Here is a 26877-nt window from a genome sequence, read left to right on the forward strand (position 1 = left end):
CTTAGGGGAAAAAGGACAAGACGTGAAACTCAATCAATCATTGAGCGCCGTGATTACGGGCGGCGCATCGGGGCTGGGCGCATCGACGGCGCGCGCACTTGCCGCACGCGGCGTCAAAGTCGCGCTGTTCGATTTGAACGAAGTGGCTGGCGAGGCGCTGGCGAAAGAGATCGGTGGCGCGTTCTACAAGGTGGACGTGACCTCGGAGGAGAGCGTCGAACGCGGCTTCGAAGCCGCCCGCGCGGCGCAGGGGCAGGAGCGCATTCTCGTGAACTGCGCGGGCACCGGCAACGCGATCAAGACCGCTTCGCGCGACCGCAACACGGGCGCTGTGCGTCATTTCCCGACCGCCGATTTCGAGCGCATCGTGCAGATCAACCTGATCGGAACGTTCCGCGTGCTCGCGCGCGCGGCGGCGGGCATGCTCACGTTGCCGCCGCTCGAAGACGGCGAGCGCGGCGTGATCGTCAACACGGCATCGGTCGCCGCGGAGGACGGCCAGATCGGCCAGGCCGCGTATTCGGCGTCGAAAGGCGGTGTCGTGGCGCTCACGCTGCCGGTTGCGCGCGATCTGTCCGGCGAGGGCATCCGCGTGAACACGATCATGCCCGGCATTTTCGACACGCCGTTGCTCAAGGGCTCGCCCGACCATGTGCTGGCGGCCTTGTCCGAGTCCGTGCCGTTTCCGAAGCGGCTCGGCCGCACGGAAGAGTTCGCGGCGCTCGCAGTCTCGATCGTCGAGAACGGCTATCTGAACGGCGCGTCCTTGCGGCTCGACGGCGCGATTCGCATGGCGCCGCGCTGAACGGAGACGCTGCTTTGGACTTCTCACTTTCTGCGCCATTGCTCGAACTCCAGGCGCGCACGCGTCGCTTCATCGCCGAGCGGATCATTCCGCGCGAGCAGGACCCGCGTCAGGATGCGCATGGTCCGCATGAAGCGCTGCGCGACGAACTCATCGCCGAGGCACGCGAATGGGGCCTGCTCACGCCGCACGCGAGCACCGAACTCGGCGGCCTTGGCCTTTCACACATCGCCAAGGCGGTGGTGTTCGAGGAGGCGGGCTACTCGCCGCTCGGACCCGTCGCACTCAACATCCACGCCCCCGACGAAGGCAATATCCATCTGCTCGAAGCCGTGGCCACACCGCAGCAGAAGGCGCGCTGGCTCAAGCCGCTGGTCGAGGGCCGCGCGCGCTCGTGCTTTTGCATGACCGAGCCGGACCCCGGCGCGGGCGCGGACCCGTCGATGCTGCGCACGACCGCGCGCGCGGACGGCGACGACTTCGTGATCGACGGCGTCAAATGGTTCATCACGGGGGCGCAAGGCGCACAGTTCGCGATCATCATGGCGCGCGACGAAAGCGGCGCGGCGACGATGTTCCTCGCCGACATGGACCAGCCCGGCATTCACGTCGAGCGGCTGATGGACGCGCTCGATTCGTGTTTCACGGGCGGCCATGCCGTCGTGCGTTTCGAGGGCTTGCGGGTTCCGGCCGCGAACGTGCTGGGCAAGCCAGGCGAGGGCTTTCGCTATGCGCAGGTGCGCCTCGCGCCCGCGCGGCTTACGCACTGCATGCGCTGGCTTGGCGCGGCAAGGCGCGCGCATGAGGTTGCTGTGGCCTATGCGAACCGCCGCCAGGCCTTCGGCAAAACGCTGATCGAACACGAAGGCGTGGGTTTCCAGCTTGCCGATAACGAAATCGACCTGCACTCCGCGCGTCTCGCCATCTGGCATTGCGCATGGGTGCTCGATCAGGGCGAGAAGGGGCGGCACGAATCGAGCGTCGCCAAGGTGCTCTGCTCGGAGGCGCTCTGGCGCGTTGTCGATCGCTGCGTGCAGGTGCTGGGCGGGCGCGGCGTGACGGGCGAGGCCATCGTCGCGCGCATCTTCAGCGACATGCGCGCGTTCCGCATTTACGACGGCCCGTCGGAGACGCATCGCTGGAGCATCGCCAATCGCATCGCGCGCCAGGCAACGGCGCTAGAAGCCTCGCGCGAAGGCGCATCGGCGGGAGGCGCGCGTCATGGCTGATCGCTTCGATTTGACGGGACGCCGCGTGCTCGTCACCGGCGCGTCGAGCGGACTGGGCGAGCACTTCGCCGCCATGTTCGCGCAAGCGGGCGCACAGGTGGTGGTGGCGGCGCGGCGCGAGGAGCGCTTGCACGCGCTCGTCGAGCGCATTGGCGTGACGGGCGGCAAGGCGCAGGCGCTCGAAATGGATGTGGCCAGCGCCGCTTCGGTCGCCGCCGCCTTTGGGACGCTCGACGAGACGGGCGGCGTCGATGTCGTCGTCAACAACGCGGGCGTCACGGTCGCCAAAAGCGCGCTCAAGCAAACGGAGTCCGACTGGGACACGGTGATCGACACCAACCTCAAGGGCGCCTGGCTCGTCGCGACCGAAGCGGCGCGCCGCTGGGTGGCGGCCGGACGCCCTGGCTCGATCGTCAATATCGCGTCGATCCTGGGCGAGCGTGTGGCGGGCGCGGTCGCGCCCTATGCGATCTCGAAGGCGGGCGTGCTTCAACTCACGAAAGCGCTTGCGCTCGAATTCGCGCGTCATGAGATTCGCGTGAATGCGCTCGCGCCCGGTTACGTGAGCACCGATCTGAACCGCGATTTCCTCGCGAGCGAAGCGGGCCAGCGCTTGCAGGGGCGCATTCCGCAAGGCCGCTTCTCCAACCCCGAGGATCTGGACGGCGCGCTGCTCCTGCTCGCCTCCGACGCGGGGCGCTCGATCACCGGCGCGGTGCTGGCCGTCGATGGCGGGCATCTGGTCAGCTCGCTCTGAACGGCACCCGAAACACAGGGAGAACACGATGGATTTCGACTTTACACAAGAGCAGACGCTATTGCGCCACGCCTTGCAGTCGTATTTGCAGGACCACTACACATTCGAGGCGCGGCGTCGTGCGATCCTGTCCGAAGCGGGCTGGCGTCGTGAGGTCTGGAAGACGCTCGGGCGCGATCTGGGCGTGCTGGGCGTTGCGTTGCCGGAGCGCGTGGGCGGCTTCGGCGGCGGCGCGGTCGAAACGATGATCGTGATGGAAGAGCTGGGTTCGGTGCTGTTCATCGAGCCGTTTCTGGAAACCTGCGTGATGGCCGCAGGCGCGCTTGCGCGCATCGGCGGTGAGGTTGCGGAGGATGCGCTTGGGCGCATCGCATCGGGCGAGGCCGTGTTCGCGTGTGGCTGGGAGGAAGTCGCGTCGGGCGGCAGGCTCGCTTTCATCGACACGCGTGCGCGCCGCAACGCGCAGGGCGGCTGGCGGCTCGACGGCGCGAAGCAGGTCGTGATGGCCGCGCCGTGGGCCACGCAACTGCTGGTCGCGGCGCGCACCTCGGGCGCGCGCGGCGACGCTGCGGGCCTCTCGCTCTTTCTCGTGGACAAGGACGCGGCGGGCGTCGCGGCACGCGACTACGCGACCATCGACGGCCGATGGGCTTCGGACCTCGTATTCGAAGGTGTCGACCTGAGCGCCCGCGCGTTGCTGGGAGCAGAGGGCGAGGCGCTGACGGTGCTCGAAGCGGTGCGCGACACGGCCATCGCGGCCGTTTGCGCCGAGGCCGTAGGCGTGCTCAAGCGGCTGCATGGCGACACGCTCGACTACACGCGCGAGCGCAAGCAGTTCGGCCAGCCGATTGCGCGCTTCCAGGCGTTGCAGCACCGCATGGTCGATATGTATCTGCAAGTGGAATTGGCGAATTCGGCGATGTATCTGGCGGCGCTCTCGCTAGACAAGCCGGTGGCGGACCGACAACGCGCGACCTCGGCCGCGAAAGTGACGATCTCAAAGGCTTGCCGCTTCGTCGGGCAGAACGCCGTGCAGTTGCACGGCGCGATGGGCATGACCGACGAACTCGCGCTCGGCCATTACTTCAAGCGCGCGACCGTCCTTGAAAGCGCATTTGGCGGCGTGGATCATCATCTCGCGCGCCATGCACGGGTGATGGCGGCGGCCTGAACACATTCTTCGTACAACCAGGCGCCGTTTCGCAAACGTAAGCGAAACGGCGCTTTCTCTTTATCGCGCGAACACCTCACGCTCATTCACGAAGAACAGCGGCGAATTCACGACATCGATGAAATTGCGCTCGTCGGCGACGAGACGGCGGCTGGCCGCGCGCCCCTCGCTCGATTCGCCCACCGCAAGCATCGTTTCCACATCGTCCCACCAGAGTTCGGCGATACCGTCGAAGGGCGCGGCCTCGATGCCTCTCGTAGCACCGATGCCAGCGAAACGTGGATCGATCAACGTATGCGACTGCACATAGCGGCGCATGCGCATTGCGTCGGCGAGCTCGCGCACGAGTGGCCCGTGCACATCGTGCCAATAGTCCTGAAACGCCTTGGGCGTGAGGTGGGGAAGGCGGCGCAGACAGAAGGTCAGTTTGAGCATCGTGTCCTCGTGAGTGGGGTTAGTCGAGCGTGCTGACACGCACGATCAGCTTGCCGTCGTGTTTGCCGGTGAAGAGCCGTCGCAACGCGTCAGGCGCGGCCTCCAGCCCATCGACGACGTGATCCTTCCACTGCACGCGGCCCTCATCGATCCAGCGCGCAAGATCGGCCATTGCGTCCTTCGCACGCGCAAGGTGGTCGATGACGACGAAGCCGCGTATCGTCAGACGGTTCATGAGCACGCGGCCGAAGTCGGTCGGCCCGGCGAGCGGCGCCTCGTCGTTGTAGCCCGAGATCAGACCGCAGACGGCCATGCGCCCGCCACGGTTCAGACGCTGGAACACGGCATCCATGATCGCGCCGCCAACGTTTTCGAAACTCACGTCCACGCCATCGGGGCACAGACGCGCGAGCGCGGCGCCGACGTCCTCGCGCTTGTAGTCGATCGCGCCGTCAAAGCCGAGCTGATCGGTCAGCCACGCGCATTTCGCGGGACCGCCCGCAATGCCGATGACGCGACAACCCTTGATCTTCGCAATCTGCCCGGCAACCGAGCCGACCGCGCCGGCCGCTGCCGATACCACGACGGTCTCGCCGGGCTGCGGCTGGCCGATGTCGAGCATGCCGGCATAAGCAGTGAGACCGGTGAGCCCTAGCACCGAGAGATACGCGCTCAGCGGCAGACCGCGCGCGGGCGTGAGCCGGCGGCAGGACGCGGCGCGCTCGACCGAATAACGCTGCCAGCCGCCGTGCGGCGGCATCACGAGATCGCCGGGCGCGAAACGAGCCGAGCGACTCGATTCGACGACGCCGATCACCGTGCCGCGCATCACCTCGCCCAGCCCCACGGGCGGCAAATATTGGTCACGCTCGCTCATCCAGAGCCGGTTGGTGGGGTCGATCGAGAGAAAGAGCGAGCGCACGAGGATTTCGTCGTCGGCGGGCGATGGCAAGGGCGTGTCGATCAGTTCGAGATCGTCGGCGCTGACACTTGCAGTGGGGCGACGGCGCAGAATCCATTGCTGGTTCGAACGCGGGTTGGGTGAGCCTGTCATGGCTTGGGTATCCGAAAGAAGACGCGCTGCGCGTCGCGCGCGCAGCGTGGCAGGAAGTTGGGCGAGGTCAGTTCAGATCGAGCGCTGCCTTGGCGAGGATGTTGCGCTGGATCTCGTTGGAGCCTGCGTAGATCGAACCCGCGCGATCATTCAGATAGCGCAGCGGCGCGGTGACGGCGGCGAGCGGACCGGCCTGTGTTCCGCTGGCATGCGGCAGCGTGACGGGGCCGCCGGGGCGCGCCGCGTGCGGCTGGTATGCATGGCCATAGGGACCGGCCGCTTCTAGCCAGAGCTCGGTGATGTGCTGATGAAGTTCGGTGCCGAGGATCTTCATGACGGAGGCACTCGCGCCTGGCGAGCCACCGGCCGAAATCGCCGACATCGTGCGCAACTCATAGACTTCGAGCGTTTCCACGCGCACGCTGGCCGCCGCGAGCTTTGCCGCGAATACGGGACAGTCGATCAGGCGCGGCGTGGATTCGCCGGGCACGCTATGGGCGAAAGTGCGCAGGCGGTCGAGCATCAGATGGAACTCGGGCGTATAGGCGACGCCGCCGCGCTCGAATTCGAGCAGATATTTCGCCACGGTCCAGCCATCGCCGAGCTTGCCGATGACATTGGCCTTGGGCACGCGCACGTTGTCGAAGAACACCTGGTTCTGGATGTGCTCGCCCGACGACATCACGATGGGCTGGACGCTGACGCCTGGGGTCGTCATGTCGATTAGCAGGAAGGTGATGCCGAGTTGGGGTTTGCTTTCGCGTGAAGTGCGGACGAGGCAGAAGATCCAGTTGGCGACGTTTGCGTGGGTCGCCCAGATTTTCGAGCCGTTGCAGATGAGGTCGTTGCCGTCTTCTGTGGCGCTCATTTGCATTGAGGCTAAGTCGGAGCCTGATTGTGGTTCGGAGTAGCCCTGGCACCAGAAGTGTTCGCCGCTTAGCATGCGAGGCAGGAAGTGGGCCTTTTGCTGCGGTGTGCCGAATTCGATTAGTGCGGGGGCGCACATCTGGATGCCCATCGGGGAGAGCGGCGGGGCGCCCGCTGCTACTCGCTCGCGAGAGAAGATGTAACGTTGGGAGGCGGTCCAGGCGCAGCCGCCGTGCTCTTTGGGCCATGCTGGTGCTGCCCAGCCTTTTTTCGCTAGTATGCGCTGCCAATTCATCGAGGCTTCGTGGTCCGCGTATACGCTCGTCATTAAGCGGCCCGCTTCTTTTAGGTCGTCAGTCAGGTTTTCTTTCAGGAAGGTGCGGACTTCCTCGCGGAAAGCTTCGTCCGCTTCGCTCCATTTCAGGTCCATTCTTTTTTCTCCTTTACTGCTTTTGGTTTTTTCGGTTGTGGGTCCCTTTTTTTGTGGTTCTTGCGGTGTTGGCATTTCCTTGTTTTCTTGTCGGTCTATTAGCGTCGCCCCTGTGCGGGGCAGCACCTACTTTTCTTTGCCGCGGCAAAGAAAAGTAGGCAAAAGAAAGCCGCTCAAACCGCTAGTGTGACGCAGTCCGCAAACCGCCTTTTAGGGGGAAAGGTATAGGAGCATCCGTCATATCGCACCACTAAACAAAGTGACAAAGCCATCATTCATCCGGGGGCGCTCCGCGCCCCGTGAGGCATAACAGCAAACCGAAGGTTTGCGAGCGCTCGCGCTAATGGCAAAAGCACGTTTGGTTTCCCTTGCAGACCCGTCCGCTGCGCGCGTAGCGGGCAGCGGGATGAATGAGCCCTTTGTCACTATGTTTGATGGTGCGAAAACACGGATGCTCCTATACCATTCCCCGCGTAAGGCTGGTTGTGAACTGCGTCACACTGGCGGTGTGAGCGGCTTTCTTTTGCCTACTTTTCTTTGCCGCGGCAAAGAAAAGTAGGTGCTGCCCCGCACAGGGGCGACGCTGGCAGACCGACAAGAAACCAAGGAAATGCCAACCCCGCAATAAGCCGCAAAAAAAGCGGATCAAAGCTCAAAAGCCGCCACCAAGTGCCACCAATAAAAGCGCCTGGTGCAACACAAACTTATTCAGCCTGCCAAACGGGCGCCCGTTTCTGGGCAAAAGCAACAGGCCCTTCACGCACATCATTAGACTTAAAGAGCGCGCGCACGGCGGGCAAGCGATTTTGCTGCCGATAGGCATCCTGAACAGAAGCACAATCGAGCCCATGCCGCAGCACCTCGATAGAGGCCCGCACAGACATAGGACTACAGGCAACAATCTCGGCGGCCCATCGCCTGGCGGCATCGAGCGCGCCGCCGGGCGCGGTGACTTCATTCACGAACCCAAGCGCGAGCCCTTCATCAGCTGAAACCCGCCGCCCGGTAAGAATGAGCCCCATAGCCTGCTTGAGCCCAATCTGCCGAGGCAACCGCAGCAGGCCTCCAGCCAGCGCAGCGAGCCCCACCTTAGGCTCAGGCAACGCAAAAGTAGCGTTCCCTGCAGCAACAATCAAATCGCACGCGAGCGCGATCTCGAACCCACCGCCCATGGCCACGCCATTAACCGCAGCAATCACAGGCTTGTTCAAATCGAACCGCGAGGTAAGCCCAGCAAAGCCGGTAAGCGGCGGCTCGATGCTTTCTCCGCGTGCCATAGCCTGCGCCGTAAACTTGAGATCATTGCCCGAGCAAAAGGCGCGCTCCCCAGCGCCAGTCAGAATCGCTACCCACTGCTGCGGGTCACGCGCAAAGTCGTCGAAGACTTCGGCCAATTCAGCATTCGCGGCCGGCGTGAGGGCATTCATCGAATCAGGTCGATTGATCGTCACAATCGTCACGTGACCTTCGCGCTCGACTTTGCAATAACGCAGTACTCGCGCCGCACGATCGCGCGCCTGTTCTCCAGCCTCCCAGATGGCATGCCCAAAGGTATCGGTGCGCACGTGGCCCACTTCGCCAACGGCATTGCGTTCGGTCGAAAGCAGCAAGGCCATCGACGCTTCGTCATCGGCGGCAACTTTCGCCATCAGGCGTTCGTCACCCGGCGTGCGCAGCACCACGATCCCGTGCAGGGGCCGCCCGTCGCGGCCGTAGAGGACGGTGTAGGTCTCGATGCGGGCAGGGCCCGCGTAGCCGTCGACCAGCGCGGGCACGCCAGCGCGTCCGGCTTCGGCCTCGGCCTGCACCGAATACGACGCCGCAAGCGGCTGCGGCGCAGGCCGCGCACTCACAACCAGCGCGTGATGCTTGTTGACGTAGCCGCCCTGGCCATAGAGCAGGCCAGGCTGTTCAGGCGCGGCGCGTAGCGCGCGCACCATCGCGCACACCGCGTGGCCCATGTAGTTGTTCAGCGGGCCGCCGAAGAACGTCAGACCGCCCGCCACGCTCGGCGCGTGCGTCGCCGCATCGAGGCCCAGCGCGCGCAGCGCCATCTTCGGCACCACTGGGAAGCAGCTATACAGTTCGATCGGACCGAATCGGCGCGCGTCGCCGCCCGCCAGTTCGACCGCGCGGCGCAACACCGCCGCCTGCGCGCTGCTGTGGTCGTAGGTGTCGCGTTGAAGGTAATCGGCCGCCTCGTTCGCCGCCGCGCCGCCCCAGATGTGGACGATGCGGTCTTCGGGCACGCCCGCCCGGCGTGCTTCGGCCAGGCTCGTGACGATCACCGCCGCCGACTGGTTCACCTGCGGATTGGCCACCATCAGCTTCGGATACGGCCAGTTGATCATGCGGTTGTTGTCGTCGATGGTCGCGATGGTCGCCGCATCGGGCGTCTTGCGCAGCCACGCGCCAGGGTTGTCGGCGGCGATGTCGGCGTAGCGCGCCCAGAGTTGTGCCGACTCGGCTTGCGCTTGCGCGGGCGTTTGGCCCCACGCGGCCTGCGTCGCCATTTCGTAGAGCGGATAGACCTGGGCCGGGTCCACCACGCCCAGCCGCTTGGCCATCGGGTTGATCGAGAAGTCGCCGGTCGGGAATGCAACCGCCGTCTCGCGCGGGGCGAGCGGTGTCCACGGCAGCGCGGTCTTGTCCTTGCGCGCGCGGGCGCGGGCGTTCATCGCTTCGCCACCGGCCACCGCCGCCGCGCGGATCTCGCCGCGCGCGATGCGCAGCGCGGCGTCGTGAATGGCGCGAATCGGCGATTCGCCGCCCATCGGGCCGTTGAAGCCGCAAGCCGCGTCGATGCCCAGGCGCTCGCACAACTGGCGCGCGGGATCTTCGTAGCGCCAAGTGATGAAGGCGACCAGATGCAGCGAGTCGAGCTTGTCGATCCAGCCGCCCCCCGCGTCGCGATCCGCGGCGCGCAAGGCCTCGGCGATCGAATCGAGCGGTTCGCGCGCGTCGGCGGGCTGTGCGGGCCGGTCGATGAACTCGCCGACACCGACGATCACGGGCGTGGTTTCTGCCGTATTCATGGTCGTATTCATTCGGATTCCTTCCATTCGGTCAGGCCATCCAGCGCTTCGACGCGCGCACCGTCTACCAGCAGCGGGTTGATTTCGAGCGAAACGAGATCGGGGCCGAGCGCCAGCGCGGCCTGGCCGATGGCGACGATCGCGCGCGCGAGCGCCTGACGGTCGGCCGCCGGCGCGCCGCGGAAGCCGTCGAGCAGCTTCGTGCCGCGCAGTTCCGCGAGCATGTCGAGCGCGTCCTGTTCGCCGATCGGCAAGAGGCGCAGGCTCGTGTCCTTGAGCGCCTCGACCCAGATGCCGCCCAGGCCCACGGCGATAGCCGGGCCCCATTGCGGATCGTTCATCGTGCCGACGAAGAGTTCCACGCCGCCCTGGCGCATCGGCGCGACGACGATGCCGTCGATACGCGCTGCGGGTGCGGCCTCGCGCACCCGCGCAAGCATGGTGTCGAAGGCGTTACGCACGGCCGCTTCGCCGCGCAGGTTCAGCGCCACGCCACCCACTTCGGTCTTGTGCGCGATGTCGGGCGAGGCGATCTTGAGTACGACGTTCGCCTCCAGTGCGAGCGCGATCGCGACGGCCTCGTCGGCGCTGCGCGCGAGCCGTGCGGGAATCACGGGCACGCCCGCCGTGGCGAGATAGTCGAGCACGTCGCGCTCACCGTTGGGGCGCGCCGCGTTCGTGGTGCCGGCAGCCGCAGGCACGTTGTCCGCCGCCGCCGCCGCGCGCCGCCGCCACGCGTGATGCGCTGCCAGATGTCCCAGCGCGCTCACGCCATGCCGCACGCCGCCGCCCGAATAGATCACGCCGGCCGAGTCGGTCATCTCGCGCGCTTCGCCGTTCACGGCGCTGAAGGTGTGGCTCATCATCACGCAGGGTTTGCCCGCCGCCTTGAAGCCTTCGCCGATATGGCGGATGAAGCTGCGCGCGAAACCGCGCGCGTCGTCCTTGAGCGGTGCGTCGAACACGAAGCCGAGCGCGCCCACCGACGCATCGCTCGCGAGCGCCGCGAGGGCAGTGGGGATCAGGTCGGGTTGCAGCATGGCCGCGCCGGTGATGTCGAGCGGATTGGCTGGTGTCGCGAAGGGCGGCAGTGCCTCGCGCAGGCGCTTGAGCGTGCCGTCGGCGAGCGTGGGGATCGCGATGCCTTCGGCGTCGGCCTGGTCGGTCATGATCTCGCACATGCCGCCCGACATTGCGGTCAGCGCGAGACCTTCGCACTCGACGGGGCCAAGGCGCGCAAACAGGTCCGCCGTCACGATCAGTTCTTCGAGCGAATGCACGCGCGAAAGGCCGAGCTTGCGGCACAGGGCATCGAAGATACGGTCGTCGCCGACGAGCGAGCCGGTATGCGCCTGGGCCGCGCGCGCGGTCGCCTCGCTGGTGCCCACCTTGAGCAGCACGACGGGTTTGCCCGCCGCAGTCGCGGCCTGCACGGCAGCGGCGAAGCGCGCCGGATCGCGCACGGATTCAAGAAAGAGCGCAATGGCGCGTGGCTCGGGCTGACGCGCGAGATAGTCGATGGCGTCGGCAATCGTGATGTCGGCCTCGTTGCCGGTCGAGATCATGTGCGTGACGCCCACGCGCTGCTGATAGGCGAATTGTTCGAGCTGGCTGGCGATGGCGCCGCTTTGCGACACGATGGCCACGCGCGCGTCGGCCATCGGGCGGCGCAGCGGCGTGGTCCAGATCGGTGCGCCCGCAACGAAATTGGCGAAGCCCAGACAGTTCGGCCCGAGAATGCGAATGCCTGCGCCCTTAGCCGCAGCGGCGACGGCGCGCTGGCGCTCGGCGCCGTTCTCGCCCAGCTCGGCAAAACCCGCCGAGAGAATCACGGCGCCGCCCACGCCTGCAGCTTCCAGGTCGGCGAATACGTCGATCATCTTCGCTTCCGGGACCATCAGCAGCGCGGCGTCGATGGGCGCACCCACGGCGGCGCAACTCGTCGCGGCCGGCGCGCCGAAGATCGTGCCGCCCTTCGGGTTGACGTAGTGGATGGATCCCTTGAAATCAAATCGTCGTAGATTATCGTTCGCGGCGATCGACCAGATCGAGCGTTCGGTCGCGCCGACGAGCGCGATGGAGCGGGGATTGAACAGGCGATCAATCGCCTGACGTTCTGCGGGGCTTTCGGGGGCGGCGGACAAAGACGTGTCTCCTTTGATTTGGCGGACTAAATTCACGTTATGCGCATAAAGTTAGTCTGCTTTTACGGTCTATTGGACCGTCTGGGGCGTCGAACGCCCCGCGGTCTGATGCTGGGTGAAGCCGTGTCACGCTCGGGTGCGATGCCCGTTAAATGCGGGTAAAACCGCGTCTCCTGGGTCGTGACTTTAGCCTAATGATATTAGATAATTAAAGCGCTGTGCAATCCCGCACACGCCAACAGGCGAGGAGACAAAGATGAGTTTCGGCGTGGACTACACGATGACGATCGGCGGCGAGCCGGTCGGCTCGACGCGCAAGATTGATGTGATCAATCCGGCCACGGAGCAGGTTTTTGCGTCGGTGCCCGACGCCACGGCGGAGGATCTCGATCGCGCGGTCGCGGCCGCGCAACGTGCGCTGCCGGGCTGGCGTGCGACGCCGTTCGCCGAGCGCGCGCAGGCGCTGCGCCGCGCGGCGGAGTTGCTCGAAGCCCACGCCGACGCGCTGGCGGAGCTGTTCACGAAAGAGCAGGGCCGTCCGTTCGAAGGCGCGAAGCAGGAGATTCTGGGCGCGGCGTTCTGGTTCAGGCTGACCGCGAAAATGAGCGTGCCCGTCGATGTCGTCGAAGACACGCCCGCGCGCCGCGTCGAAGTGCATCACGAGCCGCTGGGTGTGGTCTGCGCGATCGTGCCGTGGAATTTCCCGATCCTGCTCGCAGCCTGGAAGATCGCGCCCGCGCTGCTCACGGGCAACACGATGGTCCTCAAGCCGTCGCCGTTCACGCCGCTATGCACGCTGCGTCTGGGTGAGTTGCTGCGCGAGGCATTGCCGCCGGGCGTGCTCAACGTCATCACCGGCGGCGACGCGCTGGGGCCCATGATGACGAGCCACGCGGGCTTCGCGAAGATCTCGTTCACGGGTTCGACCGCAACGGGCAAACGCGTGATGGCCTCGGCCGCGCAGGACCTCAAGCGCATCACGCTGGAGCTGGGCGGCAACGACGCCGCGATCGTGTTCGGCGACGTGGATGTGGCGCAAGTGGCCGAGCAGATTTTCTTCGGCGCATTCCACAACACGGCGCAGGTGTGCGTGGCGACCAAGCGGCTCTTTATTCACGACTCGATTTACGACGAGATGCGCGACCGCTTGCATGCGCTCGCGAAGCAACTCAAGGTGGGTGACGGCGCGGACCCGCAAAGTGTGTTCGGGCCGTTGCAGAACGAGCCGCAGTACCGGCGCGTGCGCGCGCTGATCGACGAGGCGAGGGCTGATGGGCTCACGTTGCTCGACGGCGGCGCGGTCCCGGATCGGGGTTACTTCATTCCGCTGACGCTGGTCGATAACCCGCCCGATACGGCGCGTGTAGTTGCCGAAGAAGCGTTCGGCCCAGTGCTTCCGCTGCTGCGTTTTAGCGACGTCGATGAAGTGGTCGCGCGCGCGAACGACACGGAATACGGCCTGGCCGGTGCGGTCTGGAGCAAGGATGTGGATCTCGCGCTGGCGGTGGCGAAGCGGCTCGATACGGGCACGGTCTGGATCAACCAGAACCTTCAATCGACCCCGATGATTCCGCTCGCTGGCCACAAGCATTCGGGATTCGGCGTAGAAAACGGCCTCGCGGGCCTGCTCGAATATACGCAGCCCAAGTCGATCTTCATTCCCAAGCCGGTTTGATGGCGATGAATTAAGTCACCTGGCCCGCACACCGGACGGTCGAAATAACGACCGCTCCGGCTGAAGCCGCCCGCGCGCGAGCCGCGCGAGGCGGCTTTTTTTGCGTCTGAACCGAGCCCGCCGCGTCTTGCTGCGTGAAGCGAACATCGGGCAAACCATGCCCAACCGATCAAATCGTCAGTTTCGACGATGCGCCGGACAGCCGACTCAACGACACTTTCCCTCAACGGCAACACCCGTCCAGCAGATTCCGGGCAGCGTCGCCGTTCGATGCGCGCCATGCGGCGACTTCATCTGGCAGGGCGCACATTCTGGCAATTCGGAGTTCGAATCAAAAGAAAGCGGGAATCATCCCGACGCTGCGTCGATGACGCCGATAAAAGACAGTCCTGCGCACAAGACGCGGGCAGCCTATTCAGGAGACAGGTATGCAGTTTCGCGGAGAGTTTGCATCGGGCAGGCGAGCGAGTGCGGTATCGATTGCCGTGCTTTCGTTGTTTTCCTGGGCGGGCACGGCCCACGCATTCCAGTTCGATACCAACCCCGACTGGGAAGTCCACTGGGACAACACGATCGCATACAACCTGGGTATGCGTGCGCAGGGCATCAATCCGGCCATCGGCAACAATCCCCTGCTGAGCGAGTCGGAATACAAGTTCGCCCATGCGGGTGACATCGTCACGAACCGCGTGTCGGATCTGACCGAGTTCGATGCGGTGTTTCGCAACAACTTCGGCTTCCGTATCAGTGCTTCGCTGTGGAAGGACTTCGCGTACGGCGGTGGCGTCTCCAACAATCCGGGCGAGGCGATGACGGGCGTGCCGTATTCGGCGCTCAATTCGTACTACAACAACCGCTATAGCAGCTATACCGAACGCTATTACATGCAGGGCGCGGAACTGCTCGATGCGTTCGTCTTCAAGAATTTCGATATCGGCGGCCAGCCCGCGTCCATCAAGGTCGGTCGCCTGACGCAGTACTGGGGCAACGCGCTGATCTTCGGCACCCAGGGCATCAACTACGGTCAAAACGCCTCGGACGGCATCCAGGGCGCGGCCACGCCGGGCACCCAGGCCAAGCAGCTCGCCATTCCCCGCGCGCAGATCCTGTTCGAATCGCAGCTCAACCCGACCATGTCGGTGGCGGCGCAGTACTTCTTCGAATACATGCCGAGCCGCTTCCCCGAAGGCGGCACCTATCTCGGCACCAACGGCTTCGTGTTCAACGGCCCGAGCCTGCTGGAAGGCAGCATTCCGCGCGGCAGCGACATCATGCCGAACAACGGCTTCCACAACGACTACGGCCTGAAGTTCACCTGGTCGCCGAACTGGCTCTCCGGCGGCACGATGGGCTTCTATTACCGCAACCTCACGGAGACGGACCCGTGGGTGTTGCTGGGCGTCAATCCCGCCACGGGCGCGACCAACTATCACCTGGCGTACGCCTCGAACGTGCACCTCTTCGGCTTTAGTCTCGACAAGCAGGTTGGCGACTACAGCACGGGGCTCGAAATCTCGTATCGCCAGAATACGGCGCTCAATAGCGGGCTCGGGCCGCTGTCCACGGATCTGAGCGGCCGCGAAGGCGCGCGCGGCGACACGCTCAACGTGATCGGCAACGTGGTGGCGGGCCTCACGCGCTCGCCGCTGTGGCAAACCGGTACGGCAATGGCCGAAGTCGCGTTCACGCAGAAGACTGCTGTCACGAGCAACGCAGCGCTCTACAACGGCGTGGGCAATTCCGCCGAGTGCACGACGGGCAACAAGTGGAGCGGCTGCTCGACCAACAACTCGGTGGCGGTTGCGGTGAGCTTCGATCCGCAATGGTTGCAGGTGTTCCCGGGCGTCGATCTGGATATGCCGCTCTTCCTCGAGTACGGCGTGTGGGGCAACACGCCCAGCACCAACGGCACTTACCAGGGAGAACTGATCTACACGGCAGGTCTCCATGCGCTGATCCAGCAGAAGTACAACATCACGCTGCAATACAACGGCTATCACGCCCATACCAGTGGCGGCCTGACCAGCTTCGGTCCCGGCGGCGGCCTCTATTACGCAGGCGGCAACGGTCCTTATTTTTACAACGACAAGGGCTGGATTTCCCTGACCTTGTCGGCACAGTTCTAAACGGAGACATAGCATGCGCGTTCTTCAAAGCGTTGTGGCGGGCCTCGGGCTCACGCTTGCCTGCGGTGTGGCGACGGCGGCAGTTTCGTCGCAGGAAGCGGACGAGCTCGGCAAGTCGCTGACCCCCTGGGGGGCGGAGGTGGCCGGTAACGCCGACAAGACCATTCCGGCCTACGCCGGTGGATTGCCCGCTTCGACCGATCCGGCCGGATGGAAAAAAGGCTCGGGCCGATGGGATGTCGGTCCCTTCGATCAGGAAAAGCCGCTGTATTCGATCACGGCGGCGAACTATGAAACGTATTCGAAGCGTCTGACGCCGGGCACGGTTGCGATGCTCAAGAAGTACCCGGAATTCCGCGTCGATGTGTATCCCACGCACCGCAGCGTCTCCTACGACAAGTCGTGGCTCGCGCGCTGCAAGGACAACGCCGAGAGCGCGAAGCTCAGCGCCTCGGGCGACGCCGTGCAGGACGCCTATTCCTGCGTGCCGTTCCCGATCCCCAAGACGGGCACGGAGGTCATGTGGAACGCCGCGCTGCATAACACCTTCGGCGTGAGTTCGTCGCTGACGCTGTCGTTCTGGCTGGTGGACGCGGACAGCAACGTGACCGACATCGGCCACGTTGCGCTGAACTACGCGTATCCGTACCGCGACCCGTCGAAGAACGCGGGATCGACCGACTACTACACCTATGAACTCGCGCGCTGGCTGGGGCCGTCGTCGCAGGTCGGCACCAAGATTCTCACGGTGTTCCCGATGGACTGGGTCAAGAACCAGCAGCTTTCGTGGGTCTATACGCCGGGCACGCGCCGCACGCGTCTTGCGCCCGAGTTCTCGTACGACACGCCGATCGCCTCGAACGGCGGCGCGCTCAACTACGACGAACCGTATGGCTTCGCGGGCCAGCTCGACCGCTACAACTTCAAGCTGCTCGGCAAGAAGGAAATCTATATCCCCTACAACGCGGGCCGCATGATGTTCGCGTCGCCGGACAAGATGCTCGCCAAACGCGTGTTCAATCCGGATGTCTCGCGCTGGGAACTGCATCGCGTCTGGGTCGTGGATGCCACGCTCAAGGACGGCAAGCGTCATTCGCAACCGCACCGCACGTTCTACGTGGATGAGGACACCTGGGCGATCTCGGCGGTCGATGGCTTCGATCAGAGCAGCAACCTCGTGCGCGTGCAGTACGACCCGCTGTTCCCGGTCTGGGATGCGGGCACCACGGCGCAAGGCGTGCTGATCTACGACCTGAGCAAGGGCACGCTGTACATCAACAGCATGTCGCGTCCGACCGACTACGTGAAGTCTTCGGATTCGCTCGGCGACATGAACCAGTTCACGCCGGCGGCGCTCACATCGAGCGGCGTGCGTTAAGGCGCAAAAGCTGAATGCTGGACCGATGAAGTAGCACCGATGAAGTTGGACCGATAGATCGCGGCGGCGGGTTGGCAATCCACGCGGGCCATGCAGGACCGACGCGCGAGGGCGGCGCGCCCGCTCGCCGCCGCACGCCAGGGCGTTTTCCCATGAAAGACACAATGCGTTTCGCTTTGCTTCAAGCGCTGATGAGCCTGGCGGCGCTCGGCGTCGCGGCGGTGGCGCCCGCCGCGACGGCCACGGCCACCGCCACGCCGTCCGCGTTCCAGGACCCGCTCGCCGCGCCCGCCGTCAGGCTCTCCAGCCCGGCGTTGTTGCAGCAGCCCGTGATCGCGCTTGCACGCGTTGCCACGGGCAAGACGGTGCGCCTCGTCGCGGCCGGGCTGCGCGGCGTCATCCTGATTTCCGACGATGGCGGCGCGGCCTGGCATCAGGCACGCGTGCCGGTGCAGTCCGATCTCGTCTCGCTGGATTTCACGTCCTCGGGCCAGGGTTGGGCCGTGGGTCACGACGGTGTGATCCTGCACAGCGCCGACCGTGGCGACACCTGGACGCTGCAGTTCGATGGCCGCGCCGCGCAGCGCACGCTGCTGCCGTACTATCAGGCGCGCATCGACCACGGCGAGAAGCAGCTTGCGCCGTTCGCGGAGCAGGTCGCGCTCAATACCAAAGACGGCCCCACGTTGCCGTTCCTCGCAGTGCACTTCGACGACGACCGCGCGGGCTATGCGATCGGCTCGTTCGGCATGCTGGTCGCCACCGACGACGGCGGCAAGACCTGGCGCCCGTGGCTCGACCATATCGACAATCCCAACTTCCTCAATCTCAACGACATCCGCGAGATTGCCGGCGATCTCTACATCGCGGGCGAGCAGGGCGGCGTGTACCGCCTCGACCGCGCCGCGCAGCGCTTCGTCGCCATTTCGCCGCCGTACAAGGGCAGCTTCTTTCGCATCGCGGGCAACGAGCGCTTTCTGCTGGCGGTGGGCCTGAACGGCACCGCGTACCGCAGCAACGATCGTGGCGCGAGCTGGAGCCCCGTCGAAACCGGCGCGAAATCGAGCCTGACTTCGGCGGCGTTCTCCGCCGACGGCAAGACGCTCCTGCTCACGGCCGAGGGCGGCCAGTTGCTCTACAGCACCGACGACGCCCAGACCTTCCATGCATTGCGCGCGTCGCGCCCCATGCTGTTCGCCGATGCAGTGGCCGATGGCGATAACGACGACTTCGTGCTGGCGGGCTATCAGGGCATCGGCCGCCAACGTGTGACAGAACACCAGAAGTGAGGAATGCATGAACGCCCCCGAAAAATACCAGGCCGTGCCGCTGGCGTGCGAGACACCTGAATTCGACGTCGGCTCGGGCAACGTGGTCGAGCGGCTGATCTTCAACCATCGCCGCCTGATCCTGCTGCTGTGCGCGATCGTGACGCTCGTGCTCGGCACCCTCGCGCTCAAGACGACGATCAACGCGAGCTTCGAGCAAATGCTCCCGCAGTCGCAAAGCTATATCCGCAATTACCTGGCGAACCGGCTATCGCTTGCGAGCCTCGGCAACTCGATCCGTATCGACGTCGAGAACGTCAACGGCGATATCTACGATCCCGCCTACCTGCGAGTGCTGCAGCGCGTGCACGACGCGACCTACCTGATGCCGGGCGTGGATCGCCCGTTCATGAAGTCGCTGTGGGCGCCGGGCGTGCGCTGGACCGAGTTCACCGAGCAGGGCTTCAAGGGCGGCCCGGTGATGCCCGACGATTTCGACGGCTCGAGCGCCATGCGCCAGCGCCTGCACCAGAACGTGCAGCGCGCGGGCCTCGTGGGCAGCCTCGTGTCGAACGACGAGCGCTCCAGCTCCGTGTTCGTGCCGCTGCTCGACAAGGACCCGCAGACGCGCCAGCCGCTCGACTACGCGCAGATCGCGCGCTACCTCGACGAGAAAATCCGCGCGAACCAGAGCGCCACGGTGCGTATTCATGTGGTGGGCTTCGCGCAGGTGGTGGGCGACCTCATCAACGGCATGACGCAGGTGATGATGTACTTCGGCGTCGCGGCGCTGATGGTGGGCGTGGTGATCTTCTGGTACACGCGCTGCCTGCGCAGCACGCTGCTCGTGATCGCGTGCTCGATGATCGCCGTGGTCTGGCAACTGGGCCTCGTGCGCATGCTGGGCTTCGCGATCGATCCGTATTCGGTGCTGGTGCCGTTCCTCGTCTTCGCGATTGGCGTCTCGCATGGCGCGCAGAAGATGAACGGCATCATGCGCGACATCGGCGAGGGCACCGATAAATACGTGGCCGCGCGTCACACGTTCCGGCGTCTGTTCCTCGCGGGCTTTACGGCGCTGGTGGCCGACGCGGTGAGCTTCGCCGTGCTGGTGGTGATCGACATTCCGGTGATCCGCCACCTGGCGTTGACGGCGAGCCTGGGCGTGGCGGTGCTGGTGTTCACGAACCTCGTGCTGTTTCCCGTGCTGCTCTCGTACACTGGCGTGAGCCCGCGCGCCGTGCGCCGCGCGATGCGTGCGAGCGCGGCCGAAGGCTCGCGCGATGGCCTCGCGCGTCTCGCGTACTTCACGCGCCGTCCGTATGCGGCCGGGGCGCTCGTGATCGCGTTGTGCCTGGGCGCGGGTGCGTGGCTCGTGAGCCTGAACCTCAAGATCGGCGACCTCGACGCCGGGGCGCCCGAGTTCCGCGCCGACTCCACCTATAACCGCGACAGCGCGTTCTTCGCGAAGCAGTATGGGCTTTCGGGCGATCAGTTCGTCGTGATCGTGAAGACGCCTGCGGGCCTGGGCGGCACGTATCCCGCGCTGATCGAGCAGGACCGCCTCGCGCAGACACTGCGCGCGCTGCCCTTCGTGCAGAAGGTGTCGACGGCCTCGGAGATGGTGCGCTTTGGCACGGCGGGCAACTTCGAAGGCTCGCCCAAATGGCTGACGATCAATCGGGATCAGTCGGTGCTCACGCAAGCGGTCAACGCGGTCTCGGACTCGAACCCGGAACTCATCAACAAGGACTGGACCGTCACGCCCGTTATCGCTTACCTCACCGATCACAAGGCCGAAACGCTCGCACAGACCGTCGACGCCGTGGAGCGCTTCGCGGCCGAACACAATTCCTCGCAGATCCAGTTCCTGCTGGCGGCGGGCTCGGCCGGCATCGAGGCGGCCACCAACATCACCGTCGAAAAAGCCAATCGCCAGATGCTGCTGCTCGTCTACGCCTCGGTGATCGCGCTGTGCTTCATCACGTTCCGCAACTGGCGCGCCGTGATTGTCGCGATCATTCCGCTCGCGCTCACTTCGATCATGTGCGAGGCGCTCATGGTGATGCTCGGCATTGGCGTGAAGGTGTCGACGCTGCCGGTGATCGCACTGGGCGTGGGTATCGGCGTCGATTACGCGCTCTATTTGTTGAGCGTGCAACTTTCGTGGCAACGCGCCGGACTGCCGCTCGAAGAAGCCTATGCACGCGCCATCGGCTTTACTGGGCGAGTGGTCGCGCTGGTGGGCGTGACGCTCGCGGCGGGCGTGGTCACGTGGGCCTGGTCGCCCATCAAGTTCCAGGCCGACATGGGCATCCTGCTGACCTTCATGTTCCTCTGGAACATGCTGGGCGCGCTGATCCTGATTCCGGCGCTCTCGCACTTCCTGCTGCGGGCCGTGCCGGCCCGCCGCGCGGTCAATCTTGCGCACGTCTGAGGAGGCACAGCGATGATCGATACAAGAGGCGACCAGCGTAACGTCCTGACGGCCGATTACGTGATCGTGGGTGGCGGCAGCGCGGGCTGCGTGGTGGCGAGCCGTCTGAGCGAAGACCGGGGCGTGAGCGTGATCCTGATCGAGGCGGGTGGCGAGGCCGATTCGTTTCTCGTGCGCATGCCTGCGGGCATGTCGCGGCTGATCGGCAACGCGCGCTATGACTGGAAGTATCCGAGCGAAGCCGACCCGTCGATTGCGGGGCGCCGCTTCATCTGGTCGGGCGGCAAACTGCTCGGCGGCGGCAGCTCGATTAACGGGCAAGTCTATATTCGCGGCTCGCGTGGGGACTTCGACTACTGGGCTGACGTAGGCTGCACGGACTGGAACTTCGACGCTTGCCTGCCGTACTTCCGGCGTGCCGAAGATTTCGCGGGCGGCGCGAACGCATTTCACGGTCGCGGCGGGCCGCTGGCCGTTTCGCATCAGCGCGACCCGCATCCGCTTTCGCATGCGTTTGTCGCCGCGTGCGCTTCACAAGGCCTGCCGACACTCGACGACTATTGCGGCGGCGATCAATACGGCGCGTTCCTGTCGCTCGCGACGCAGCGAGATGGCTGGCGTTGCTCGACGGCGCATGGCTATCTCGCATCGGCGCGTCAGCGCGAGAACCTGCGCGTGCTGACCAACGGCATAGCCGAACGCATCGTGTTCGAAGGCAAGCGCGCAGCGGGCGTCGAACTCGTGCGCAACGGCGAACGGCTGCGCGTGAGTGCGCGCCGCGAAGTAATCGTGAGCGCGGGCGCGATGGGCTCGCCCGCCTTGCTGATGCGCTCGGGCGTGGGGCCGGCCGCGCAGTTGCGGCGCTTCGGCATCCACGTGGTCGCCGACCGCGCGCAGGTGGGCCAGAACCTTCAGGAGCACGTAGGCGTGGGCCTGAACAAGTTCGTCAACGTGCCGACCTACAACAGCCAGATGGCGCCGTGGCAGATCGCCGGGCACTTCGCAAACTATCTGCTGCGCAAGCGCGGCCCGATGGCGACGCCCGCCGTGCAGGCGATGGCCTGCGCAAAGACGCGTCCCGATCTCGACGAACCCGACGTGCAACTGCATTTCCTGCCGCTGAGCTACGACATCACCCCCGAGGTGGAATGCGCGGCGCTCGCGCAGATGACGCGCCAACCCACCGCGATGGTCACCGCCAACGTGTGCCATCCATTCAGTCGCGGCTCGGTGCAATTGCAGGGCCCCGACGCGAGCGCGCTGCCGCTCGTCTCGCATCAACTGCTTGGCGATGCGCGCGACGTGGACACCCTCGTGGGCGCGTGCAAGCTCATCGAGCGCCTGTTTGCCGCGCCGCCGTTGCGTCGCTTCGTAAGCGGCGAGCGCATGCCTGCGCCGCTTCCCGCGAGCGACGCCGTGTGGGCGCAGTTCGTGCGCGAACATGCGAACGTCTGCTACCACCCGGTCGGCACCTGCCGCATGGGCAGCGACGACGAAGCCGTGCTCGATCCCACACTCGCCGTGCGCGGCGTGAGTGGCTTGCGCGTGGTCGATGCCTCCGTGATGCCGCGCCTCCTGAGCGCCAATACCAACGCAGCGGCCGTGATGATCGGCGAGCGCGGCAGCGACTTCATTCGCGGCCGCACGCTCGCACGCGCCGCCACCCTGGAGCTTCAATGAACGACCGCCATGCACAGATCGTGCACGACACGCCGGCGATGATCGCGGCTGACCTCGAAGCGCGCCTCGCGCCCATGCGCGAAGCGTTTCTCGCGGACCAGCCCGTCTCGCTGGAAGTGCGCCGCGACCGCTTGCGTCGCGCGATTGCAATGACGCTGGCGCACGCGGATCGTATCGTCGCCGCCTCGCAGCGCGACTTCCCCAATCGCGCGCCGGAACTCGCGCGCCTGAACGAAGTGTTCATGCCGCTCGACGCCTTGCGCCGCGCCGAGCGCTCGGTCGCGCGCTGGATGAAACCCGAGCGGCGGCGCGCGCCTGCGCCGTTCTCGCTGTTCGGCGCGCGCGCGGCGATCGAGTATCAGCCACTGGGCGTCGTGGGCGTGATCTCGCCCTGGAACGGCGCGATCACGTTGCTGCTGTTGCCGCTTGCGACGATACTCGCCGCGGGTAACCGCGCGTTTTTGCGTCCGAGCGACCAGACGCCGCATAGCGCCGCCGCCATCGACGCCGCCGTGCGCGAGTATTTCGATCCCGACGAAGTCACGGTCGCACTCGGCGGCCCCGAGGTCTCCGTCGAATTCTCGAAGTTGCCGTTCGACCATCTGCTGTTCACGGGCAGCACATCGGTGGGTCGCGTGGTCGCCGAGGCCGCGGGCCGCAACCTCACGCCGGTCACGCTCGAACTGGGCGGCAAGTGCCCCGTCTACGTGATGCCTGACGCCGATACCGAGGAAGTGGGCAAGCGCCTCGCCTTCGGCAAGCTCATCAATGCGGGCCAGGGGTGTCTGTGTCCCGATACGGTCTACGCCTCGCCCGCTGTGGCCGAGAAAGTGCTGGCGGCGATGGATGCCGAAGTGCGTCGCCAGTCGCCGGGCGGCATCGGTGCGCCCGAAGTCTGCGGCATCTTCGGCGCGCGACAGTACGAGCGCCTGAGCGCGATTGTCGCCGACGCGCGCGCACTCGGCGCGCAGATCCGCACACTCGGCGTCGATATGGGTGCGCTCGCAACGATCGACGAACAGCACAAGATGGCGCCCGTCGTGATCGTCGATCCGCCCGAGACTGCACGCGCGAGCCGCGAGGAATTGTTCGGCCCGGTGATGGTGCTGCACACGCGCGACGACCTCGACACCGTGCTCACGCGGCAACGCCAGCGCGACAAGCCGCTCGGACTCTATGTGTTCTCGCGCAGCAGCGCGACCGTGCGCCATGTGCTCGACCGCAGCTTTTCGGGCGGCGTGACGATCAACGACACGATCATGCATCTGAGCGTGCCCGATTTGCCGTTCGGCGGCGTGGGGCATAGCGGCACGGGCGCGTATGGCTTCGGCATCGAAGGCTTCCGCCGCTTCAGCCACGCGCGCGCCGTGTATCGGCGCGCGGGACCGTACAGCCTCGTGCGCGCGATGCATCCGCCGTTCGGACGCCTCTACGACTTTGCCGTGCTGCGCAGCTTGCGGCGCCTCTCGCGGCAGTACGCGAAGGTCGCGCCGCGCCATACGGCTTGAGAACCGAAGACACCGACAAAACACCGACCCTATCAAGGAGGCAGAGATGCTGCCCGAACGAAAGCAGGACATCGAAGTAAGCGAAGCGGTCGCCACCCGGTTGATTCAGCATCTGCGTGACGACACGACCGATCTGGCGGAAAGCGACCTGTTCGTGCCGGCGTCGCACTTCACTTGCCCGCAGCGCCTGGCGGACGAAATCGCGCTGCTGAAGACGCTGCCGCTCGTGGTCGCGCACTGCTCCGAACTGGCGAACCCGGGCGACTTCATCACGCGCGACGTGCTTGGCATGTCGCTGCTCATCGTGCGCAAGAGCGACGGCACGGCGCAGGCCTACCTGAACATGTGCCGCCATCGCGGCGGGCGTGTGGAGACGCGCGAAGCGGGCAACAAGCGCGTATTCATGTGCCAGTACCACGGCTGGTCGTACGAGCGCGACGGTGGCCAGTTGCGCAACGTGCCCTACGAGGATTCGTTCGAGACGATCGAGCGCGGCTGCAACAGCCTGATTGCCTTTCCGACCCAGGAGCGCCACGGGCTGATCTTCGCGACGCTATCGCAAGTCCCGGCCGAGCCAGTCGACGCGTACCTCGGCGTAGAAGTCGACGCGCAGATGGCGCCGTGGCGCATGGACGATTCGGTGATCTGCATCGAAAAGACCTACACGCTCGACATCAACTGGAAACTGGTGATGGACGGCGCGAGCGACATCATCCACCCGCGCTTCCTGCATCCGGGCGGCGTGGGCAATTTGATCGAATCGAACGTCGGCGTGTTTCGCGACTATGGGCGACACGGCCAGCACTTTGGCGTGCGCTCGAAGCTCAAGACGCTCGTGAAATCGAACGCCGAGGTGAGCAGCGGCTCGCGCTACATCGCCTCGAACCTCATCATCTATCCGAACGCGATGATGATCGCTGCGCCCGAGCATATCGAATTCTGGACGGTGTGGCCGGTGCCCGGCAACCCGGCGCGCTCGACCGTGCATCTGCGCTTTCTGGTGCGCAAGGAAATCCTGAGTCCGGAGATCGAAGCGCGCGTGCATAAAAGCTGGGCCGTGCTCGAAAACGCGGCGACTCAGGAAGACTGGCCGATGGAATTGTGGATTCAGCAGAACGCTGCGGCGTGGCCCGACGCTAGCTATCGCTACGGACGCAGCGAAGTCGCCTGTGCGCATCTGCATCGGCAGCTCAGACGCGATCTGGATGGCGAATCGGCATAGACCGCGACATAAGGAATAGGGGAGATTCGATGTCTGGATATAACTTTCTCGAAGGTGTGCGCGTTATTGAAGTCGCGCAGTTGGGGCCGTCGAGCCTGGGCGGCTATCTGGCCGATATGGGCGCCGATGTCATCAAGGTGGAAGGGCGCGATGGCGATCCTGTGCGCTACAGCGGCACGCCTGCCATTGGCTCGCCCGATGGCCCGGGCTTGCTGCATCTGCGCTGGAACCGTGGCAAACGCAGCGTTGGCCTCAATCTGAAAAGCCCGGAGGGCGCGGCGCTATTTCGCCAGCTGGTCGCGAAGGCCGATATTGTTATTGAAGGCATGCGTGCTGGGGTGCTCGAACGGTTGGGTTTGGGTTTCGAGGCGCTGCGCGAGGTGAATCCGCGCATTGTGTTCTGTTCGATTTCGGGGCTGGGCAGCACGGGGCCCTATGCAGAGCTTGGTTCGCATGGGCCGTCGTTTGATGCCTTCGGCGGGCTTTCTTCGCTGAATCCTTATGGGCTTTCGCCCGAGGAGCGCAAGGCTACCGATTGGGCGCCTATCGGCATGCATGCCATGGGGTTGAATGCGGCGCTTGGGACGCTTGCCGCGCTGACTCGTGCGCAGCGCACTGGCGAAGGGGCGTATGTCGAAGTCTCTGGCGCGGAGTCGGCGGCGCACTGGTTGCCAGAGGGCATTAATAGCGTGCTCAATGCGGATTTGCTTCATGTGCGCGAAGGATTTCTTAATAGCCGCGGGAAGATGGCGGGCTGGCCGAGGTTGTGCGCGTATGCAACGCGGGACGGCAGGAAGGTCTTTTTTCAAGGGCTTTTTCCGAAGTTCTGGGCGCGGTTTTGTGATGTTGTCGGGCGGCAGGATCTTGCCGATATTTATGCGCAGATGGCCGATTCCGGTGAGGCCGATGAGCGTGCTTATGCCGAGCTAGTCACGCTATTTGCTTCGCGGGATTTTGATGACTGGATGACGGTTTTCAAGGAGCACGATATTCCTGGTGGGCCCGCTAATTCGCCGCAGACGCTTGCGGTGGATCCGCATTTTCTTGCGCGCGAGAATGTTTATGAGGTCGAGGTGGAAGGGGTTGGGAAGGTGAGGTTGGGGTCTACGCCAGTTAAGGCGCCTGGGCAGGATTTCTCGCCTGAGGCCGCGCCTGGGCTTTGGCAACATTCAGGGCAGGTTTTGATTGAGTTGCTCGGGCTCGATTTGAAGGATATTGAGCGCTTGCGGGCTTCTGATGCTGTTTATATGGGATAGATTTTTTTCGCGGTTTTTTGCTGGGTTGGCATTTCCTTGTTTTCTTGTCGGTCTATTAGCGTCGCCCCTGTGCGGGGCGGCACCTACTTTTCTTTGCCGCGGCAAAGAAAAGTAGGCAAAAGAAAGCCGCTCAAACCGCTAGTGTGACGAAGTCCACAAACAGCCGTTGAGGGGGAAAGGTATAGGAGCGTCTGCCATCTCGCACCATCAAACTTGGTGACAAGGCCCTCATTCATCCGGGGGCGCTGCGCGCCCCGTGGGGCATAACGGCAAACCGAAGGTTTGCCAGAACTCGCGAAAATGCCCTTAGCAAGCGGTTTCCCTTGCAGACCCGTCCGCTGCGCGCGAAGCGAGCAGCGGGATGAATGAGTCCTTTGTCACTCCGTTTTGTGGTGCGAGG

The 26877-nt window shown here is 65.0% G+C and carries 18 protein-coding genes; 13 read left to right on the top strand and 5 right to left on the bottom strand.

Going from position 1 to position 26877, the window contains the following annotated elements; all coding sequences use genetic code 11:
- The first annotated feature begins 22 nt into the window (after nt 1–22).
- Genes U5782_RS16970 through U5782_RS16985 form a run of 4 tightly spaced genes read left to right on the top strand, consistent with a single transcriptional unit; the run spans nt 23 to nt 3962 of the window.
- Nucleotides 23–805 carry an SDR family NAD(P)-dependent oxidoreductase gene (locus U5782_RS16970; RefSeq protein WP_322045018.1) on the top strand — a complete coding sequence of 261 codons (783 nt, stop codon included), beginning with the start codon at nt 23–25 and terminating at the stop codon, nt 803–805.
- A 14-nt stretch (nt 806–819) separates the two neighbouring features.
- Complete coding sequence (locus U5782_RS16975) at nt 820–2034, top strand: acyl-CoA dehydrogenase family protein (RefSeq protein WP_322045019.1); 1215 nt, start codon at nt 820–822, stop codon at nt 2032–2034.
- Entirely contained in the window at nt 2027–2791 is a 765-nt protein-coding gene (locus tag U5782_RS16980; protein ID WP_322045020.1) for a glucose 1-dehydrogenase, read from the top strand. Before U5782_RS16975 ends, U5782_RS16980 begins: the two co-directional genes overlap by 8 nt.
- A gap of 28 nt (nt 2792–2819) precedes the next feature.
- On the top strand, nt 2820–3962 hold the full coding sequence (locus U5782_RS16985; RefSeq protein WP_322045021.1) for an acyl-CoA dehydrogenase family protein: 1143 nt from the start codon (nt 2820–2822) through the stop codon (nt 3960–3962).
- Nucleotides 3963–4022: 60 nt separating this feature from the next.
- Here U5782_RS16985 and U5782_RS16990 read toward each other — a convergent pair whose 3' ends face one another.
- The 5 genes from U5782_RS16990 to U5782_RS17010 all read right to left on the bottom strand — a co-directional run bounded on the left by U5782_RS16990 (nt 4023) and on the right by U5782_RS17010 (nt 11927).
- Complete coding sequence (locus U5782_RS16990) at nt 4023–4397, bottom strand: EthD domain-containing protein (protein ID WP_322045022.1); 375 nt, start codon at nt 4395–4397, stop codon at nt 4023–4025.
- Between the two features lie 19 nt (nt 4398–4416).
- A complete protein-coding gene (locus U5782_RS16995) occupies nt 4417–5451 on the bottom strand; it encodes an NADP-dependent oxidoreductase (RefSeq protein ID WP_322045023.1) in 1035 nt (344 codons plus the stop codon).
- Between the two features lie 67 nt (nt 5452–5518).
- Nucleotides 5519–6823, bottom strand: a complete 1305-nt coding sequence (locus tag U5782_RS17000) for an acyl-CoA dehydrogenase family protein (protein WP_322045024.1) — start codon at nt 6821–6823, stop codon at nt 5519–5521.
- Between the two features lie 629 nt (nt 6824–7452).
- A complete protein-coding gene (locus U5782_RS17005; RefSeq protein WP_322045025.1) occupies nt 7453–9795 on the bottom strand; it encodes an enoyl-CoA hydratase-related protein in 2343 nt (780 codons plus the stop codon).
- Nucleotides 9792–11927, bottom strand: a complete 2136-nt coding sequence (locus U5782_RS17010) for an acetate--CoA ligase family protein (RefSeq protein ID WP_322045026.1) — start codon at nt 11925–11927, stop codon at nt 9792–9794. The genes U5782_RS17005 and U5782_RS17010 overlap by 4 nt, the downstream gene beginning before the upstream one ends.
- 256 nt (nt 11928–12183) lie before the next feature.
- Between U5782_RS17010 and U5782_RS17015 the strand changes: the two genes are divergently transcribed.
- From U5782_RS17015 to U5782_RS17055, 9 genes are all read left to right on the top strand, one after another.
- A complete protein-coding gene (locus U5782_RS17015) occupies nt 12184–13602 on the top strand; it encodes an aldehyde dehydrogenase family protein (protein WP_322045027.1) in 1419 nt (472 codons plus the stop codon).
- A 428-nt stretch (nt 13603–14030) separates the two neighbouring features.
- Nucleotides 14031–15728, top strand: a complete 1698-nt coding sequence (locus U5782_RS17020) for a DUF1302 domain-containing protein (protein ID WP_322045028.1) — start codon at nt 14031–14033, stop codon at nt 15726–15728.
- Nucleotides 15729–15741: 13 nt separating this feature from the next.
- Nucleotides 15742–17106, top strand: a complete 1365-nt coding sequence (locus tag U5782_RS17025) for a DUF1329 domain-containing protein (RefSeq protein ID WP_322045029.1) — start codon at nt 15742–15744, stop codon at nt 17104–17106.
- A 152-nt stretch (nt 17107–17258) separates the two neighbouring features.
- Nucleotides 17259–18395, top strand: a complete 1137-nt coding sequence (locus U5782_RS17030) for a WD40/YVTN/BNR-like repeat-containing protein (RefSeq protein ID WP_322045030.1) — start codon at nt 17259–17261, stop codon at nt 18393–18395.
- Nucleotides 18396–18402: 7 nt separating this feature from the next.
- Nucleotides 18403–20811, top strand: a complete 2409-nt coding sequence (locus U5782_RS17035) for an efflux RND transporter permease subunit (RefSeq protein WP_322045031.1) — start codon at nt 18403–18405, stop codon at nt 20809–20811.
- Nucleotides 20812–20823: 12 nt separating this feature from the next.
- Entirely contained in the window at nt 20824–22491 is a 1668-nt protein-coding gene (locus tag U5782_RS17040) for a GMC family oxidoreductase (RefSeq protein WP_322045032.1), read from the top strand.
- The gene (locus U5782_RS17045) at nt 22488–23999 is read left to right on the top strand and encodes an aldehyde dehydrogenase family protein (RefSeq protein ID WP_322045033.1); all 1512 of its coding nucleotides are present in this window, start codon (nt 22488–22490) and stop codon (nt 23997–23999) included. The genes U5782_RS17040 and U5782_RS17045 overlap by 4 nt, the downstream gene beginning before the upstream one ends.
- 46 nt (nt 24000–24045) lie before the next feature.
- Nucleotides 24046–25221: an aromatic ring-hydroxylating oxygenase subunit alpha gene (locus U5782_RS17050; protein WP_322045034.1), complete on the top strand. Its 1176-nt coding sequence runs from the start codon at nt 24046–24048 to the stop codon at nt 25219–25221.
- 29 nt (nt 25222–25250) lie between these two features.
- Nucleotides 25251–26477 carry a CoA transferase gene (locus U5782_RS17055; protein ID WP_322045035.1) on the top strand — a complete coding sequence of 409 codons (1227 nt, stop codon included), beginning with the start codon at nt 25251–25253 and terminating at the stop codon, nt 26475–26477.
- The last annotated feature ends 400 nt before the right edge of the window (nt 26478–26877 follow it).

The organism is Paraburkholderia sp. J67 (assembly GCF_905220265.1).
In the GTDB taxonomy this organism is placed as follows: domain Bacteria; phylum Pseudomonadota; class Gammaproteobacteria; order Burkholderiales; family Burkholderiaceae; genus Paraburkholderia.